This is a genomic window from Dysgonomonas gadei ATCC BAA-286, from assembly GCF_000213555.1.
GTDB lineage: Bacteria > Bacteroidota > Bacteroidia > Bacteroidales > Dysgonomonadaceae > Dysgonomonas > Dysgonomonas gadei.
Window position 1 is genome coordinate 275,973 of sequence record NZ_GL891979.1, and the last position, 17,116, is coordinate 293,088.

14 protein-coding genes are annotated in these 17,116 nt (G+C 38.3%); 6 read left to right on the top strand and 8 right to left on the bottom strand.

The genetic code is table 11. The features are described 5' to 3' along the window. Positions 1-396 precede the first annotated feature (396 nt). The 4 genes from HMPREF9455_RS20545 to HMPREF9455_RS01120 all read left to right on the top strand — a co-directional run bounded on the left by HMPREF9455_RS20545 (position 397) and on the right by HMPREF9455_RS01120 (position 4,313). Positions 397-984, top strand: a complete 588-nt coding sequence (locus HMPREF9455_RS20545; protein WP_006797716.1) for an energy transducer TonB — start codon at positions 397-399, stop codon at positions 982-984. Positions 985-1,006: 22 nt separating this feature from the next. Further along, positions 1,007-1,771, top strand: a complete 765-nt coding sequence (locus tag HMPREF9455_RS01110; RefSeq protein WP_006797717.1) for a hypothetical protein — start codon at positions 1,007-1,009, stop codon at positions 1,769-1,771. 851 nt (positions 1,772-2,622) lie between these two features. Further along, complete coding sequence (locus HMPREF9455_RS01115; protein WP_006797718.1) at positions 2,623-3,846, top strand: CinA family nicotinamide mononucleotide deamidase-related protein; 1,224 nt, start codon at positions 2,623-2,625, stop codon at positions 3,844-3,846. A 155-nt stretch (positions 3,847-4,001) separates the two neighbouring features. Then, complete coding sequence (locus tag HMPREF9455_RS01120; protein WP_006797719.1) at positions 4,002-4,313, top strand: hypothetical protein; 312 nt, start codon at positions 4,002-4,004, stop codon at positions 4,311-4,313. Between the two features lie 175 nt (positions 4,314-4,488). On the opposite strand, the gene HMPREF9455_RS01125 is transcribed toward HMPREF9455_RS01120, so the two are convergent. Beyond that, positions 4,489-6,810 (bottom strand): TonB-dependent receptor, encoded by a 2,322-nt coding sequence (locus tag HMPREF9455_RS01125; protein ID WP_006797721.1) that lies wholly within the window; start codon positions 6,808-6,810, stop codon positions 4,489-4,491. A 243-nt stretch (positions 6,811-7,053) separates the two neighbouring features. Between HMPREF9455_RS01125 and rnpA the strand changes: the two genes are divergently transcribed. Both rnpA and yidD read left to right on the top strand, forming a co-directional pair. Beyond that, entirely contained in the window at positions 7,054-7,473 is a 420-nt protein-coding gene (gene rnpA, locus HMPREF9455_RS01130) for a ribonuclease P protein component (protein ID WP_006797722.1), read from the top strand. Continuing rightward, positions 7,470-7,691 carry a membrane protein insertion efficiency factor YidD gene (gene yidD, locus HMPREF9455_RS01135; RefSeq protein ID WP_044215300.1) on the top strand — a complete coding sequence of 74 codons (222 nt, stop codon included), beginning with the start codon at positions 7,470-7,472 and terminating at the stop codon, positions 7,689-7,691. The genes rnpA and yidD overlap by 4 nt, the downstream gene beginning before the upstream one ends. 59 nt (positions 7,692-7,750) lie before the next feature. Here yidD and HMPREF9455_RS01140 read toward each other — a convergent pair whose 3' ends face one another. The 7 genes from HMPREF9455_RS01140 to mutA all read right to left on the bottom strand — a co-directional run bounded on the left by HMPREF9455_RS01140 (position 7,751) and on the right by mutA (position 16,308). Then, positions 7,751-8,146, bottom strand: a complete 396-nt coding sequence (locus HMPREF9455_RS01140; protein ID WP_006797723.1) for a hypothetical protein — start codon at positions 8,144-8,146, stop codon at positions 7,751-7,753. Between the two features lie 158 nt (positions 8,147-8,304). After that, positions 8,305-8,733, bottom strand: coding sequence for a DUF2147 domain-containing protein (locus HMPREF9455_RS01145; RefSeq protein WP_006797724.1), 429 nt, complete (start codon positions 8,731-8,733; stop codon positions 8,305-8,307). Between the two features lie 138 nt (positions 8,734-8,871). Then, entirely contained in the window at positions 8,872-9,510 is a 639-nt protein-coding gene (locus HMPREF9455_RS01150) for an HAD family hydrolase (protein WP_006797725.1), read from the bottom strand. Between the two features lie 246 nt (positions 9,511-9,756). Continuing rightward, positions 9,757-10,617, bottom strand: a complete 861-nt coding sequence (locus tag HMPREF9455_RS01155) for a helix-turn-helix domain-containing protein (RefSeq protein WP_006797726.1) — start codon at positions 10,615-10,617, stop codon at positions 9,757-9,759. A gap of 217 nt (positions 10,618-10,834) precedes the next feature. After that, positions 10,835-12,115: an AbiH family protein gene (locus HMPREF9455_RS20915; protein ID WP_006797727.1), complete on the bottom strand. Its 1,281-nt coding sequence runs from the start codon at positions 12,113-12,115 to the stop codon at positions 10,835-10,837. A gap of 135 nt (positions 12,116-12,250) precedes the next feature. Beyond that, a complete protein-coding gene (scpA, locus tag HMPREF9455_RS01165) occupies positions 12,251-14,398 on the bottom strand; it encodes a methylmalonyl-CoA mutase (RefSeq protein WP_006797728.1) in 2,148 nt (715 codons plus the stop codon). A 23-nt stretch (positions 14,399-14,421) separates the two neighbouring features. Further along, a complete protein-coding gene (mutA, locus tag HMPREF9455_RS01170; RefSeq protein ID WP_006797729.1) occupies positions 14,422-16,308 on the bottom strand; it encodes a methylmalonyl-CoA mutase small subunit in 1,887 nt (628 codons plus the stop codon). Positions 16,309-17,116: the final 808 nt, after the last annotated feature.

Below are 17,116 nucleotides of genomic sequence, written 5' to 3' on the forward strand. Positions count from 1 at the left end.
TAAAGTATTCCATAGAATTTTGGAAAGATATTCAGCGTGATTTCAGAGGTGATGAAGAAGAGACCTTTTTCTGGCTGATGGATATGTGCCATGGATTGACGGACTACAAAGAAGAATATAAAGTTGATATTTTCGGACATCTTCAATTCAGCAACAACAAGAATGAACGGGCGTCACTGTCTAAAAATATTTTTGATGAGATGGTTTATGAAGATAGTAAAGGGAATAAAATGATATATCCGCAGAATTTTTGGAATAAGATGCGCAAACATAGTTCGGATAAAAAAATATTTATGGATCATATACAACGCTATCTGTTCGAATAGGGAAATTTATTTATGGAATTTCAGTATTTTCATACTCTATCTAATATCAGAACGAAAAACACGATTGAGTATGAGAATGTATTTTACTTTTCCCCTGTTTATGTCTTTTTGTTTGTGCATATATTCCCAACAGAAGAAAGAAGTCAGACCATTTCACGTGAAAAATGATACACTCATAGAGAATCGGTTACTTTTGGATTCGAAGCAATTAAACGAAATAAATATTGAGGAATTCACGGAACCACCAATCTTTATAAGTACAGAAATACTCCCCCAATTTGTAGGCGGAGATAGTGTTATGGAGGTATTCTTTAATAAGAATATCCGGTATCCCCGTACAGTAACCAAAGGGGAAGTGCAGGGTTTTGTTATTGCAAGGTTTGTTGTATTAAAAGATGGAAAAATTGATCCACAAAATATAAAAATAGTAACATCTCTTTCGTATGATTGCGACAGTGAGGTCGTGCGGCTACTACACAAGATGCCTCGTTGGATACCTGGAAGACAAGGAGGATTTCCAGTCCCTTTTTATCAGACTATAGGCGTTTATCTGGGAAAGAAAAAACTTAAGACAGTAAGACGTTTGTTGCCAGGCGAAAGTAATATGGATGAATGCAAATGGAACAGTTATCACGAAATTATAGAAAAACGATATTAATAATGGCCAAAACCTTTATACCATGCTGAAAAAACTACATCTTACCTGTTTTGCTTTTGTTTTATTATTTCCTCTTTTTGCTCAGGAATCGCAAACTATTCATGTGATGGTGGCTTTGTGCGATAATAAATATCAGGGTATAGTGAAAGTACCTAAAGGAATAGGCAATGGGCAAGATCCGAATTCGAATCTGTACTGGGGATGCGGATATGGTATTCGTACTTATTTCAGAAAAGGCTCTGACTGGAAGGAAGTAAGGCGGTTAAAGGTCGATAATATCCGCCTCGAACGTATTGTCTTCAAACATAAAACGAAAGATTACTACCTTGTAGCGGATGCTTACGACGGACAATACATAAAAAACTGTACAGAAGATTTCCTCAACTCATGTTCAGGAAGTAGGAAGGATACCGTAATGGTCGGGAAAACGGTTGTCGGCCTCAATGGGAATGCTAAATTACTCGCTTATATAGGGCATAACGGGTTAATGGATTTTTCGTTGGCAAATACTTATAGCAATGTAGATGGTAAAACGCGTGATGCGATAATCCTTGCTTGCTATAGTAAACGGTATTTTACGCCGTATCTGCGTTCAGCTAAAGCTAATCCATTGCTTTGGTCTACACATCTGATGAGTCCCGAAGCATACACTTTACATGATGCAATCGCTACATACATCGCAGGAGGTACAAATGCTGCTGTGCGGGAAAGTGCAGCTGCCGCTTATAATAAATATCAGAAATGCGGGATAAAAGGTGCCAGGGGATTGTTGACTACCGGATTCTGAATTATGTGAATCAGTATTTGAAAACTTTATCTATGTATATAGCTGATAGTCTTTAGCTGTTAGCAGATGGTTCTTTGAAGTATTGATTAGCAGGTTTGAGAATTAGCATATTAGCAAATGGTTGAAAAGGTGTTACGTTTGTTACTTTTTTGAGTGGACAATGGATAATGGACAGTTGACAATTGAAAGTGAATGATTACAAGTGAGACACAAGTAGACAAGATACAAGCTGCTAACTGATGACTGTTCATTGTTCACTGATAACTGAACTGGTATATGTGTTACCTTTGTTACTTTTTGGGAAAACTGTAGGGGCGAAACATCTTTCGCCCGTTAGTCATTGTGGGCGAATGTTTATTCGCCTCTACAAAAGCCATAAAATCCGTTACTTCTGTTACTTTTCAACCATATATAGTTAACGAATGCAAAATAATCAAGGTGAAAACAATGGAAAAACTGTCAGATGTGTCAGATTTTAACCAAACATAGTTAATAAACGTAAATAAGGTGATAAATTATGAGTTTTAAGTACTGAGTTGAATTGTAGCGAAGCGTAAATCGGCGGAGTCAAAAACCGTATTTCTGTTTACTGTGAAGTCACTTGTGCGATGGCCAAAGCTAACGGCTGACAGCTATCAGCTAATAGCTGAAATATGTGTTACCTTTGTTACCTTTTTTCACCTTAGCGCCTCTGTGTGAGCATACTGTTTACTGAAACGTTGCTGATTTTCAGGTTTGCCCTAATTCTTAATTCTTTATTATTCGTTCTTCATTAATTCCTGTTACCTTTGTTACTTTTTAACAGTAAATTAAAAGCAAAACTTATATTTGTAATAACTGATAGAATAGAAATGAAAGCAGCAATAATTACAATCGGCGATGAAATCCTCATCGGGCAGATTGTCGACACTAATTCGGCGTGGATAGCGCAGAAACTTACACTCGCAGGATTTGAGGTAGAAGAAATGCAATCGATAGGAGACGATGCACAACAGATAAAGGTTACCATAGAAGAAGTATTTTCCCGTGTAGATGTTATTCTTATGACTGGTGGACTGGGCCCGACGAAAGATGATATAACCAAGAAAACACTTTGCGACTATTTTGGTACGACGATGATTTTTGATGACTCTGTTCTCGAAAATATACAGAATGTAATATCCAGTTTTACGACTTTGAATGAACTGACCCGCAATCAGGCCTATGTGCCTAAAGACTGTACAGTGATACAGAACAGGGTAGGGACGGCTCCGATTACGTGGTTCGATTATATAGGCAAAGTGCTTGTGTCTATGCCGGGAGTTCCTCACGAAATGCGGTATGTGATGGAAAATGAGATCATTCCCCGTCTACAAGCTAAATATGACCCGGATGCGTACCTCAAGCGTGTATTCATTGTAAAGGGATATACCGAATCGGCATTAGCGATGTATATTGCCGACTTTGAAGATAATTTGCCGGAGGGTTTCGGATTGGCATATCTGCCATCTCCCGGATTGATGAAGCTGCGCCTGTTTGTTCGCGGGGAACATCGTTTGGAGGAATTGAATGAGCAGGTAAAAAAACTTCAGGATATATTAGGAAGTGCTATTTTGGCAGAGAAAGATATTACGGTGGAGAAGCTGCTGGGAGAGCGCCTTTTCGAAAAGGGTTTGAGCCTGGGTACAGCCGAAAGTTGTACGGGAGGTAATATTGCCCATACCATTACTTCTATTCCGGGTTCGTCCCGTTATTTTAAAGGTTCTGTCATATCATATGCCAATGAAGAAAAAGTGAATATATTGCATGTATCACAGGATTCATTGGATCGCTTTGGCGCCGTGAGTGAGGCCGTAGCTGTGGAAATGGCCAAAGGAGCACAAGAGATACTGAATGTGGACTGCTCTATTGCCACTACCGGTATTGCCGGCCCGGATGGAGGTACGGAAGAGAAGCCGGTGGGCACAGTCTGGGTTTGTACCACTTATAAGGATAGATGCGTAGCCCGGAAATATCAATTGGGACGATTCCGTGAAGCAAATATTGTACGTGCGACTAACATAGGAATGTTGCAGTTATTGGAAATGTTGGAATGACAGCGAATTAATAAGTCTCGTGTTATTTTTCAATAAAAGTATTGGTTTTAGCTTTTGTTTAATAAATTTATGAAGCTATATAGTGTTATTAATTTATATCCATGTTATATTTATAAAATAATACACATACTCACAAACAATAATATGTACTGTCTATGAAACTTAACGACGAATCTGACAATAAGCCTGTAATAACCACACGCTATGTCCTGGATGCCAATTCTTTGATTACATATGTAGTATATGATGAAGATGGTGACTGGCAGTTTTTTAGTGATGAAGATATTACGGAAAGTGATGCCTGCGTGGTTTCTGTAAAGCAAATATTGGAGCTGGATGATAGTCTTAACGAACTGGACCTTAAACCGGGACAGGCAGCCGAAAGAAGCGATGCCGATGCACCCTGGCAAACAATCAAGCAGAAAAGTAGCCGGAATAATTCATTTGCAGAAGATGATGAAAATTAGCTGTTTTAGGCGGTATCTATTCTATCCGGCAGTTGTTGATGATTCATTGTTGATGCTGGAAGCTTCTTGAGGATAAAAAGCGCAGCCTCCGCACGACATCCCGTCTGTGGAGGCTACTTTGTAAACACAATCAATATTAAGTTTAGCCCTAATATTATTCTCTTGTGAAGAACCCTTATTTTTTAGTGCCTGACATGATGCCGGCATCAGTATCGTCGTTATTCAGGCGTTTGTTTGCAGCCTTGTACTGACGTCCGAAGTTCAGGTTGAGCGTGAAGTTTACCATTACTATCTGTCCCAGGTTGTCAGTGTATACGTTTGAGACATTCGGTGCAAGCCGGGAATAATTTTTGCTCCCTTGTGTATAGTCTTTGGTAAACGGATTGAACATACCTGCCGACAGGCTCCATTTTTCGGCATTATATCCAACCATGAGAACATGAAATTTCTCCCCTATATCCTGCGTTTCTCCCCAGTAATTGTTCCATCGGGTCATCAGTTCAAAATTGAGCATCCACCGTTTATAATTAGCGGTTAGAGATGTGCGCATCCGCCAGTTAGTATATGTATGGGTGTAATCGTTTCCAAGACTGATATAACGGTTCAGGCCGGGTGATACACTGAATGTGATATAGTCTTTCCAAGGCTTTAACTTGAATGTGGTTTCTATATTTATGCGATGGAAGCCTTTATGGTTCACATTTGAGCGGACAAACTTACCGTCTTCGAATGTTATCTGTTCCATGATCGGCTTGTGATCGTAGCTGTATCTCATATAAAACTCGGCTCCGAATATGCCTTTATTGAATCCGGCGTTTAATGTATTGGAATAGAACCACACGGTTTGCAGATTAGGATTCCCTCTACGGATTTGTAATGAGTCTATTTCCTGCTCTACATTATTCAGGTCGGACAAAGACGGGGAATATCCCGATATATACCCGTTGTAGCGTATATAGGTATTATCGTTTATGTTGTATGCTATGCGTAAAGTAGGACGGAATATATACTTCTCGTTTTTGCCATCACCCTGACTGTTGTATGTCCGCATCACTCCCAGTCCCAATGTATAGTTGAATTTATTCTTTCTCCACTGGAGCTCACCATAGCCATACGTTTCAGCAAAGTTGAGACCTATGTTTGTCGATACATTCCCGTCGTATACATTGCTGGTATAGCTTTGGGTATGCTTGATTCCTCCTGATAATTTTCCTGTATTCAGCTTCTTCTCATAAATACCTTCCATAATGAATGAGTATTTATCTCCGGTTACTGATGAGAATATGTCTGTAGTCAGTTCCTCATTCCTGCGTTCTTCGTACAGTCGTGTCGATTTGGAGTCTATATATGTACCTACGGCATTGAATATAATCAGCTGGTCATTCTTCAGGTTACGCTGATAATATAAGTCTAAAGACGGTGTGTTGTTATTCCATGTCGAGTGATCCAATATCGATAGCGGCGTATTGTTATCAGATGAGTGTATGATACTTTCTCTGTCCGAAAACTGATTCGGGGTTTTCTGATAGTTGTATCTTAAAGTTGCACTAAACAAGTACTTGTCCGGCTCATTCAGATTATAGTTCAGAGCCATATTCAAACGGTCATCTTTAAATTTGGTAGGTTGTCCCTCTTCTATCCGTTGCAGTGTTTTATCGGGCAGTACAAACGTTTCCTGATTCTCCCGGGTCCAGTCTATACCTCGGCGCGACCAGTATGCATTAACACCGAACTCCGATTTCTTATTGTTCACTTTTGCCGAAGCGAAGTTCTCACCCCATCCCATAATGGAGGGCGGAACATTTGCGAGGTTTGCAGATACACTTCCACCCGATTCCCTGTGGCGGGTAATATAATCGATTACGGCTGCCGCATTGTTATATCTCATTCCCGGATCGTCATGATACTCGATGCGGATAATATCTGCGGGCTGAAGCGCAACCACTTCGGCAATAGTAACCTCAACGCCATTGATTCGTAGTTGAACAGCGTCTCCTCCGGGTACGGTTACTGTATTATTTATCGGGTTGATGATGATACGTGATAGTTGCAGGTTACGGAGAAGTGTGACACCACTGTTGGATGCCCTTATCTGAGCGTCGGAAGGAATGATGATTTTCCTGTCAGCCTTTTGAATAACGGCATTTGCGGTAACAGTCACATCTTTAAGTGCTATATCCGAAGCCTCCAATGGAATGCTGCCTATATCTGTATTTTTATTAACGTCGTTAACGGGGATATATGCCTTCTGATAGCCGACAAATGCCGCGGATAGTATATAATTTCCGGTTGGTATATTATTGAAGGCAAAAAGTCCTTTTGTATCAGATGATGCTCCGGCTACAAACGTTGAATCCTGATTGAGCAAGGCGATATTTACAAACTCCAGAGCGTCGTGTGTATCAGTATCCACTATCGTACCCGATATTTTGATTTGTGCTGTTGATATGGATGTTATGATAGCAAAAAGAGTGAGCAGGGTTAATAAACGTTTCATAATATCATTGTTTTTACTTATTTTACTAATATTGATTTTGTTTATTGATATGACGGATACGGATGGGAAAAGGTTACAGATAAAAATGAATTAATCTGAAATTAATTTGTAAGGTTTTATATATGAAATGTTTATGTGTTCGTTAAAAATAGGAAGGATACCAACATGTTTAAATAAGTCTGTTAAAAATCCGGATTAAGAGGGAAATCTTCATACCTTTGTGTTCTGATTTTAGATATATAAATGAATACGGAAATCTCTCCTAAGAAGAATACTTTAGCTAAAGAAGAAAGATTGTGCAGTACAAAATCCATAGACAAGCTTTTTTCTTCGGGAGAGTCGTTTGTTGCTTATCCTTTGCGGATAGTGTATCTGATAGAAGATGAAACGGAAAGTGAAAAACAAATCGCTTCTATTCTGGTCAGTGTATCAAAGAAGAAATTTAAAAGAGCTGTAAAACGGAATCGGGTAAAACGTTTGGTGAAAGAGGCTTTCAGATTGAATAAAGGAGTATATCAGGATTTATTACGCTCCGGAGATAAGCGGATCGACATTGCCTTTCTATATCTTAAAAATGAACTGCCTGTGTATGCTGAAATAGAGAAAGCGATATTGAAGACAATAACTGTATTATCTGAAAGGTTGAAAGGAGGTAAACAATGAAGAGAATATTATCATGGATTCTCCTGCTTCCGGTCTATTTCTACAAATACAGCATATCCCCGATGCTTCCGCCGTCGTGCCGTTATACGCCTACCTGCTCTGAATATGCTATACAGGCAATAAAAAAATACGGGCCGTTCAAAGGATTTTGGCTGGCTGTAAAGCGAATTGCGCGATGTAATCCCTGGGGTGGTCATGGTTATGATCCAGTACCCTAAACAATACCCCTATTATAAATCTTATAATAGGGGCTTTACTCCTTTACTAGAATAAGAGTTTATAGATTTATAGATTCTTTTTCCCTGATTTTGGCTATTTCTTTATCTGCTTTTTCCTGAGCTTTCAGTTTTGCTTTTTCGGCTTTCAGCCTTGCTTTCGCAATTGCTTTTTCTCCCTTCACCCTTGCTTTCCCTTCACCTTTTAACCTGTTTATCTCAGCATCCTCTTTTGCCTTTTTTGCGGAACTTTCTATATCTTTTTCTACCTGTTTTTTTGCATCTTCTATTTCTTTCAGCATTTCTATTTCAGCATCCACTGCTTCTTTTGCAACTTTGGCTTTAATATTCTCTATCAGGGCCACTGTATTTTGATTGGTTACAATCTCTTGACTATATGCCGGTGTGGCGATAGTCATTGCTGTTAATGAAAACAGGCTTATAAATAACTTTTTCATAGCTTTGCGTATTCATGTTTTGGTTTGTTTGTATAATAAGCATTTTATGTAAAATGTTTACGAATATAAGACGATTTATAATCAAAAAAGCTGCATCATTTATTTAAATTTATCAATTATTGTTCTGATTCTTCGTATGGTCTGTAATTTTGATAAGATTACTTTACCCTTACCCAGTTTTGTGTACGTCCGAAAGCCGAAATACCTACATAGCCACGAACTTTTAGTTTATCATTTCCATCAAGAGAGACAATACATTTATAAAGCTTTCCATTCGACGGGTCAAGGATTTTGCCATCACTGTATTCCTTTCCGTCTTTCGATAAACCTTTCAGTATTTCCAAACCTAAAACGGGCTTATCTTTATCGGCCCCGGAGCAGTTTGTACATTTGATATTCTTCTTTGCAGGGTTAAGTATTTCAATTACTTTACCGTATATTTTACCGTCCCGCTCAGTTATTTCAACGATTGATTTTGCTTCTTTGGTTTCGTCATCGAACGTTTTCCATTTGCCTGTAACACTTTGTGCGTTGGCTGATAGTATAGAGATAAATAGCCCGGCTAATAATATAAATTTCAATTTCATCTTTTTATTTATTTAAAGTTGTTATTCGGTCACGAAAGTAATGAAAATAATAGAAATAGTTTCTTTTGAAACTATTAAAATTCAAATTCTTTATAGAAAATAATAATCGAAAATTTATTATTGTTGATAACCAGTTGTTTATAGCTTTTTCAATTCTTCTAAAGAGATTTCAGTAAAATCAGAGATAATCTTTATCGTATTATGTAATAATGTCTCTTTAGGCAGAGAGCCTTTCAGGGCTAGTACTTTCATGCCATTCAGATGAGCTGTCTCTATAGCACTTAATGAACTTTCAAATACGAAACAATCTTTTGGCTCAAAACCTAATTCCTTTGCGGCCAACTCAAAGCCGGATATTGAAGACTTGAATTTGGATAGATTTTCGATAGATACGATTGTATCCATTGTACTATTCAGATCGGTTTGCTTAAATACATTATCTAATTTAGTCTGGCTGGAGTTTGTTACCAGTCCTATTTTAATACCATTCTTTTTCAGGTCTTCAATAAAGTGTTTGAGACCTTTTATCTCGTGAATTCTTAAATTGGCTTCGTGCGCTTTCAGTTCATTTACCAACTTGTGCTTCTCTTCTTCCGAAAGGTGAGAGAAGAATCTGGAAAGAATATCATGCATGCCTTTCTCTTTTACTGCTTGTTCCATATTTGCGGTTTCCGAGCCGTATTTATCGGCGATGTATTTCCATATGATTTTATTTTGGGATTCGCTGTCTATCAGTACTCCATCAAGTCCGAATAATACACAAAATTGATCTTTCATTTAATTATGATTTATGGGTAAATACTATTATAATAGAACAGATTACTGATTCAGTAAGTTTATTGACCGATTTAATATTTTCAGATGATTGATTTGAAACCTATTGATGGATATAAGAAAAATCCTGCGAATCTCACGACTCACAGGATCTGTTTTTACACAAACTTTACAAAACTACACTTCCAACCGATCCGGTTGGATATATCGGGATGTTTTCTCAACTATCTTATCAGCATAAACAATCTTTTATAATTCCTGCCTGCCTGCCCGGTATGCGGAAGGAGTCATTCCGGTGTGCTGTTTGAAGAATCTACCCAGCGAAGCCTGATTGGAAAATTTGGTTTGGGATGCTATTTGTTGGATATTTAGTGATGAATTTTTTAAATATGACTTTATATCCAATACCACATATTCCAAAATCCAGTCCTTAGCCGGCCTGCCACTTACATCTTTTATTACCGATGTCAGATATTTGGGTGTAATACAAAGCTTTTCGGCATAGAATGCTACATCTTTATATTCTTTATAATGTTTCATTACCAGCATGAAATAGTCGTACGCCAGTTCTTCTTTTCTGGCATCCATCTTTGAAGTACCCGACAGTAAATCTGTCTTATAATTATTGTATAAGTCGAGATAAAGCAGCCTCAACAAGCTAATTATGTATTCTCTACGAAATAGAAAATCTTTTGACTCGGCTCTTTTATAGAGTATATTGAAAAACTCCATAAACTTATCTATTTCTGCTCCCTTTAGTCCATAATGAAGTTTATTTCTCATATAAATGAAAAATAGGGGAGAGAAGCGGCAGATTCCACTTAATGTGTCATTGAAAAGCGCCTGTGAAATAATGAAATAATTTACTGTAAAATCTTTGCTTATTTCATTGATAGACACTAACTGGCAAGGTAAGAGTATAACAAGCTCATTCTCTGCCAGACGGTGCTTCTTTGTGTATACAGTTATCTCCGCACTTCCTTTAGTACAAAAAGCAACAATTCCAAACTGAATGGAAGATTGATGAGAAGTGACAGGCATATGCCCGGCATTTCTGAATATTTTAAAATCTGTTTCTAAAGACGGAATATTCTCTATTACATCCTTCATTGTCTATGTCTATTGTCTTTTCTGCGTGCAAATATATAATATCATTTTTTATATTACCGGATTTGTGGATATTTGGTGTAATATTGCAGAAATCTGGTATCATAATGAGTAAACGCAAATGAAAGCCGACTTGTTTAGAAGAAGATGAAAGGATGGTAGTTGTTGTGCGTATTTTTCTGTATATGAGTGGGTTATTTGTGTTCGTTGGGAAAAGTATTTAGGTTAGTCGTTCGCAATAGGTTTTGTTTACTACGCGTTCGCGCATGGCGGCTTTGTTGGTGAAGTTGCGGGAAATATTTTGGACTATTTCATTATAATTATTAGAACCATCTTCTCGTTGATGAAAAAAAGGTTTTATTGATACACAGTTTTTGTGTTCAAAAAGGGTATTTAATAATGTTCTGTCTGAGTTTCCGCACGAGTGTCCCATAATGAATATCTGGTATGGTTCAGATTCTATGAAGCTTAGCATCTTTCTGTAATTATCTGTTTCGAGGTATCGGATAGATTTTACGTTTTTGAGATACTCGTTGTCATTCAGATTTTCTATTTGTTTATAGTCTTCTGCAAGTTCATCTCCGTAGCCGAAGATGATGGGATTTTTAGGGTTGTTGAGTTCGCCGTGGATGTGGATGGTCTGAATGAATTGTTTGTCAGAAATATATTTCTCTTGAGTATGAGTATAATTAAAGTTTAAGAAAAGTATTTCTTTCGGTAGCATAAAATAATCAGGAATTGTATTATTTGAGATTTTTTCTTCGATGTAATCAATGCCTGATTCTGAATCTAAATCAGCCTCTTTTTGATAATTAGAAATAAACTGCTTAACATCGATGCTGCTAGTTTTCATCTCATTATATATATTTTTACAATCTTCAAGTATACCATCTAATTCGCGTATATTTGAATCATCTAACTCTTCGAGATCAGATTCTATTTCATATATAAATGAGTCTTCTTTTGACAAATCCCTACTAAATATCAAAGAATATATTTTACTCCTTATTGGGGAAAATATAGATGTTACTATTTCCGAGCCATTTTGTATTTTAAGCAAATGTTTTTCAAGTAGTTGTTCTATTGCTTTAAATTCTTCATTTAAAATCTCAATTTGACCATGATTACTCTTCTTCAAAAACTCATAATATTCATTCTCAATATCTACCCAGCTTTTGTCTGATACGTGTTTCGATATTTGCTCTAAAAAGCTATTTTTGAAACTTAATTCGATTGTTGTTCCATTTCCACCCCATATTCCACTTTTAAAATGCTCAATATCTTTTTCTAGCAATTTTAAATTATTTGTGTCGCCTGATATGATATGAGCTAAAGTTTTAGTGTTAGTTTTGAAAGATACATAATCATCTTCATATGAACTCCCATTTTTCCTCGCCTCCTCAATAAACGTCTTCCAATAATCATCAATAAAATCCCTATAACTTGTCTTCAATCCATGAGCCAAGTCAAAACCATTACCAATAAGAATTATTCTATTCATAGCATATGTACCTCCATTTTAACAAATATACTTCTTTATTTCACTCAATACCATTAATAATACCAATAATTATGAACAAAAAACTCCCACTCAAATATGAGCAGGAGTTTTTAATACTATCTTTTCCGACTGAACTTACTCAGCCAGCAATATCTTCATTATCTGCACAGCAGCCTTAGTTACCGAAGTACCAGGGCCGAAGATGGCAGCGACACCCGATTTGTATAAGAAGTCGTAATCCTGTGCAGGAATCACACCACCTGCAATAACGATGATATCCTCACGGCCAAGTTTTTTCAACTCAGCTATAACCTGAGGCACAAGTGTTTTGTGACCGGCAGCAAGAGACGAAACACCAAGTACGTTCACGTCGTTTTCCACAGCCTGACGGGCAGCTTCTTCCGGAGTCTGGAACAATGGTCCCATATCCACATCGAATCCGCAGTCGGCGTAACCTGTTGCTACAACTTTAGCACCACGGTCGTGTCCGTCCTGTCCCATCTTGGCAACCATAATACGAGGTTGACGACCTTCTTTCTTGGAAAACTCTTCCACGAGTTTCTGAGCTTCATGGAATGTGGGGTCTTTTTTACTTTCTGATGAATACACGCCTGAAATTGTTCTGATTATTGCTTTATAGCGACCTACCACTTCTTCACAAGCATCGGATATTTCTCCCAATGTTGCACGAAGACGAGCAGCTTCAACTGCAAGTTCCAATAGGTTGCCTTTCTTTGTTTTTACACATTCAGTGATTGCAGCCAGAGCTTTCTTAACCGCTTCATTGTCGCGTTTCGCTTTCAGATCGTTCAATCGCTCGATTTGCTGACGGCGAACCTCTGTGTTGTCCACATCGAGAATATCGATTGGGTCTTCTTTCTCCAAACGGTATTTATTGATACCGATGATAGTCTGGCTACCTGAGTCGATTCTTGCTTGTGTACGGGCAGCAGCTTCTTCGATACGCATTTTAGGAAGGCCTGTTTCGATAGCTTTAGCCATACCGCCAAGTTTTTGTACTTCCTGAATCAGATCCCAAGCTTTGTGTACAAGTTCGTTAGTAAGTGTTTCCACATAATAAGAACCAGCCCAAGGGTCGATTTCTTTAGTGATATATGTTTCTTCCTGAATATATATCTGAGTATTACGCGCGATACGTGCAGAGAAGTCAGTTGGTAATGCAATGGCTTCATCCAGCGCATTGGTATGTAATGACTGAGTGTGACCAAGAGCAGAAGCCATAGCCTCGATACATGTACGGCCTACGTTGTTGAAAGGGTCTTGTTCTGTCAGTGACCATCCCGATGTTTGGGAGTGGGTACGAAGTGCAAGTGATTTCGGGTTCTTAGCGCCGAAGCTCTTCACTATTTTAGCCCACAACAGACGTCCGGCACGCATCTTAGCTATTTCCATGAAGTGATTCATTCCTATAGCCCAGAAGAACGACAAGCGTGGTGCAAATGCATCTACATCGATACCCGCTTCGATACCTGCTTTCAGGTATTCCATACCGTCGGCCAAAGTGTAAGCCAACTCGATATCCGCTGTTGCTCCGGCTTCCTGCATGTGGTAACCCGAGATGGAGATTGAGTTGAACTTAGGCATCTTCTGTGATGTATATTCGAAGATATCAGCAATGATCTTCATTGAGAATTCAGGTGGATAGATATATGTATTACGCACCATAAATTCTTTTAGGATATCATTCTGGATTGTTCCGGCCATTTCTTCCAGTTTAGCGCCTTGTTCAAGACCTGCATTGATGTAGAACGCAAGTACAGGAAGCACGGCACCGTTCATTGTCATAGAAACGGACATTTGGTTCAAAGGAATACCATCGAACAATACTTTCATATCTTCTACCGAGCAGATAGATACCCCGGCTTTACCTACGTCACCTACTACGCGAGGATGGTCGGCATCATATCCACGGTGAGTGGCAAGGTCAAAGGCTACAGACAGACCTTTCTGGCCTGATGCAAGGTTACGACGGTAAAATGCATTCGATTCGGCAGCAGTAGAGAATCCTGCATATTGGCGAATTGTCCACGGACGCATAGCGTACATACCGGAGTATGGTCCGCGTAGAAATGGAGGAAGTCCCGAAGCATAGTTGAGATGCTCCATGCCTTCAAGGTCTTCTTTTGTATAAACAGGCTTAACCGGGATCAACTCAGGAGTCATCCAGTTAGCTTCTATACCATTATCAGCAGCCCATTTTGCAGCATCTGTAGCTGCAAAACCTGCTTTGTTAATGTTTATATCTTTAAAATTTGGTTTCATTTTTTTTAATTTTAGCTACTTACTTAATTGATTCCCAGTTTAGCATTGAACATTTTTAATGTTTCAAGGACGTTGCTCTTCACATTAACGAAGTGCTCGATTCCCAGAGCTTTCAGTTCATCCATGCAAGCAGGAGCTCCTGCTACAACGAAATGTTCTTTTCCTGCAACTAGCTTATAAGCTTCGGGTGCAAGTGTTGCATATTCATCATCACTGGAGCAAAGAACGATAATATCGGCTTTCTTTTCGCGTGCAGCTTTCACTCCGGCTTCAACAGTTTCGAAACCTAAGTTGTCAATTACCTTGTAGCCTGCACAAGCGAAGAAGTTACTAGAGAACTGAGCACGTGCAAGGCGCATACCCAGATTACCAATAGTAAGCATAAACACAGTCGGCGCACCATGTTTTTCGGTAGCTAAACGCATACTTTCAAAAGCAGTTGCCAGACGGTCGGAAGGCAATGCCAGATATGGAGCGTCTTTAGAGCATCCGCAATCGTGGCTTTCTTTTTCCACAATTTTGCTTTCTGCTTTTTCAGTGAAGTTAGGAAACTGGTTGGTACCCAATAGTACTTCACGGCGGGTAGCCAGACCTTTGAAGCGTGCATCGGCCGATGCTTTCACTGTAGTCTGTACCGTTCCGGCCTTCAATGCTTCATAGAATCCTTTTTCATCTGTTTCAAGGAACAGTTTCCATGCCTGTTCAGCGATAGATTTAGTAAGGTTTTCTATATAATATGAACCTGAAGAAGGATCAGTGATTTTATCGAAGTGACATTCTTCTTTCAACAATAACTGCTGATTCCGAGCAATTCTTTCCGAGAAATCATCCGATGTTTTATATGTTTCATCGAATGGGCGTACTGTAAGTGAATTAACCCCTGCAATAGTAGCAGACATAGCTTCTGTTTGTGTACGAAGCAGGTTTACGTGCGCATCGTATACTGTCTTATTGAAAGTAGATGTTTGTGCATGTGCATATATTTTTGCAGCACAGCGACAAGTACCATCTTCTGCTTTGTTAGGGCAATCATGGTTGCATATAGGTTTGTAAGCATCAACTATTTCGGCCCACAACCAACGTGCAGCACGGAATTTTGCTATTTCCATGAAATAGTTTCCTCCGATACCGAAGTTGAATTTGATTTTCTTAGCTACTAATGTAGCATCCAGACCAGCCTCAACAAGAGCGCTTAAGATTTGATTTCCATTAGCCAGTGCATATCCGAGTTCCTGATAGATATATGCACCACCATCATTTGTGGCATGTGCATTTACAGCCAGTACGCGGAAACGAGGTAGTGGTGCAGCAGTTTTTACTATTTCAGCAGCTTTTTCTATCCAACCTTCTGCATCACGACCTTTTTTCAAAAGTGGTTTGAATGGATCGTAATTTACCGAACCGAAACATTTCAGCAGGTCTGCGCCCGATTCTTTGTAGTATTCTACAAGAATTTTAGTCAATTCGAGCGACTTCCGGTAACATGTACTGAAATTAAGTTCTACAGCTTCCGGCAAGATGTCTTTCAAAAGAGTCCTGATGTTTTCAGCACTTACATCATCTCCATCGATAGAGAAGCCTAGTGATGTAATACCTTTGTTTAATACGTCAAGAGCTTTCGCATTGGCAGCCTTGAAGTCATTAACGCAGATATCCTGACGTGTATACCAGTCATTGTCTTTCTTGGTACCACGTACATATGGAAACTCACCCGGAAGAGAATCGGCTGTTGCCAGGCCTTCTGTATTCTCACTTCTGTAGAAAGGGTTTACGTTAAACCCTTCATTTGTTCTCCAAACAAGTTTTTTCTCAAAGTCGGCCCCTTTCAGGTCAGCCGTAATCTTAGCCATCCATTCTTCGGTAGATACCGGTGGAAAGTCTGAGAAAAGCTTTTCTTTTTGATTAGCCATGATTAATTTTTATTGTTTAATGTATATAGGTTTTATTGTAATCGTGTTGATTCTTAGTTGATTATATATTGCTTGTCTATGTTCGCATAAATAATATTTATATGTGCTTACATTCAAATAGTTATACTTTTTAAAAATGCAGTACAAAAGTAAAGTATTTTGTTTGGTTAGTAAAGTTTTAAAGGCTAAAAAATCTAAGGGACAATGTATAAATTGGTGTAATTGGTTAAAAGAGGTGTTAAAGTGTCAATGGACAGTCAAATCAGGCTCGTTTCAGGGTGCAATAAATGAGCAAGTTAATAAAGATGTAGAGAATATTATTATAGGATAATCGAAGAAATGTGATATAATAGATTATTGTCCAGGAAGAAATATAAACTTTTTCTGATTTAAATATTTTGGACTATATATATGTCATAAAAAGTATTATTTGTGGAGCTATGGATATTTAGTGTTGTCTTATTTTGGTTGTTGGTGAATATTGTGTCATATTTTGTATATTCAACTAGGGTTTGTGATGTTTGTGTTGCCAATAATATTTCGTATATGACACAAATGTATACATTAGTTTTGCTATAGAGCACATATCTTTGCTAAGAGATAAATAAGAAAAATAGACAAATTCATTTTACGACCCTTTGGGTATGTTCAGACTTCATTTAGCACACATTAATTTAATAAATAAACTGAGTTTATTTAGCGTTTTTTCTTCTAATAATTTGGGAGTTATCCTTATTTTATTAGAGAGAGAGAGAGAGAGAGAGAGAGAGAGAGAGAGAGAGAGAGAGAGAGAGAGAGAGAGAGAGAG

Bases quoted from the DNA above. Each gene is read 5' to 3' on its own strand.
- rnpA (WP_006797722.1), top strand. From the start codon at position 7,054: ATGAATACGGAAATCTCTCCTAAGAAGAATACTTTAGCTAAAGAAGAA.
- HMPREF9455_RS01115 (WP_006797718.1), top strand. From the start codon at position 2,623: ATGAAAGCAGCAATAATTACAATCGGCGATGAAATCCTCATCGGGCAG.
- yidD (WP_044215300.1), top strand. From the start codon at position 7,470: ATGAAGAGAATATTATCATGGATTCTCCTGCTTCCGGTCTATTTCTAC.
- HMPREF9455_RS01155 (WP_006797726.1), bottom strand. From the start codon at position 10,617: ATGAAGGATGTAATAGAGAATATTCCGTCTTTAGAAACAGATTTTAAA.
- HMPREF9455_RS01140 (WP_006797723.1), bottom strand. From the start codon at position 8,146: ATGAAAAAGTTATTTATAAGCCTGTTTTCATTAACAGCAATGACTATC.
- mutA (WP_006797729.1), bottom strand. From the start codon at position 16,308: ATGGCTAATCAAAAAGAAAAGCTTTTCTCAGACTTTCCACCGGTATCT.
- HMPREF9455_RS20545 (WP_006797716.1), top strand. From the start codon at position 397: ATGAGAATGTATTTTACTTTTCCCCTGTTTATGTCTTTTTGTTTGTGC.
- HMPREF9455_RS01145 (WP_006797724.1), bottom strand. From the start codon at position 8,733: ATGAAATTGAAATTTATATTATTAGCCGGGCTATTTATCTCTATACTA.
- HMPREF9455_RS01125 (WP_006797721.1), bottom strand. From the start codon at position 6,810: ATGAAACGTTTATTAACCCTGCTCACTCTTTTTGCTATCATAACATCC.
- HMPREF9455_RS01150 (WP_006797725.1), bottom strand. From the start codon at position 9,510: ATGAAAGATCAATTTTGTGTATTATTCGGACTTGATGGAGTACTGATA.
- scpA (WP_006797728.1), bottom strand. From the start codon at position 14,398: ATGAAACCAAATTTTAAAGATATAAACATTAACAAAGCAGGTTTTGCA.
- HMPREF9455_RS20915 (WP_006797727.1), bottom strand. From the start codon at position 12,115: ATGAATAGAATAATTCTTATTGGTAATGGTTTTGACTTGGCTCATGGA.
- HMPREF9455_RS01120 (WP_006797719.1), top strand. From the start codon at position 4,002: ATGAAACTTAACGACGAATCTGACAATAAGCCTGTAATAACCACACGC.
- HMPREF9455_RS01110 (WP_006797717.1), top strand. From the start codon at position 1,007: ATGCTGAAAAAACTACATCTTACCTGTTTTGCTTTTGTTTTATTATTT.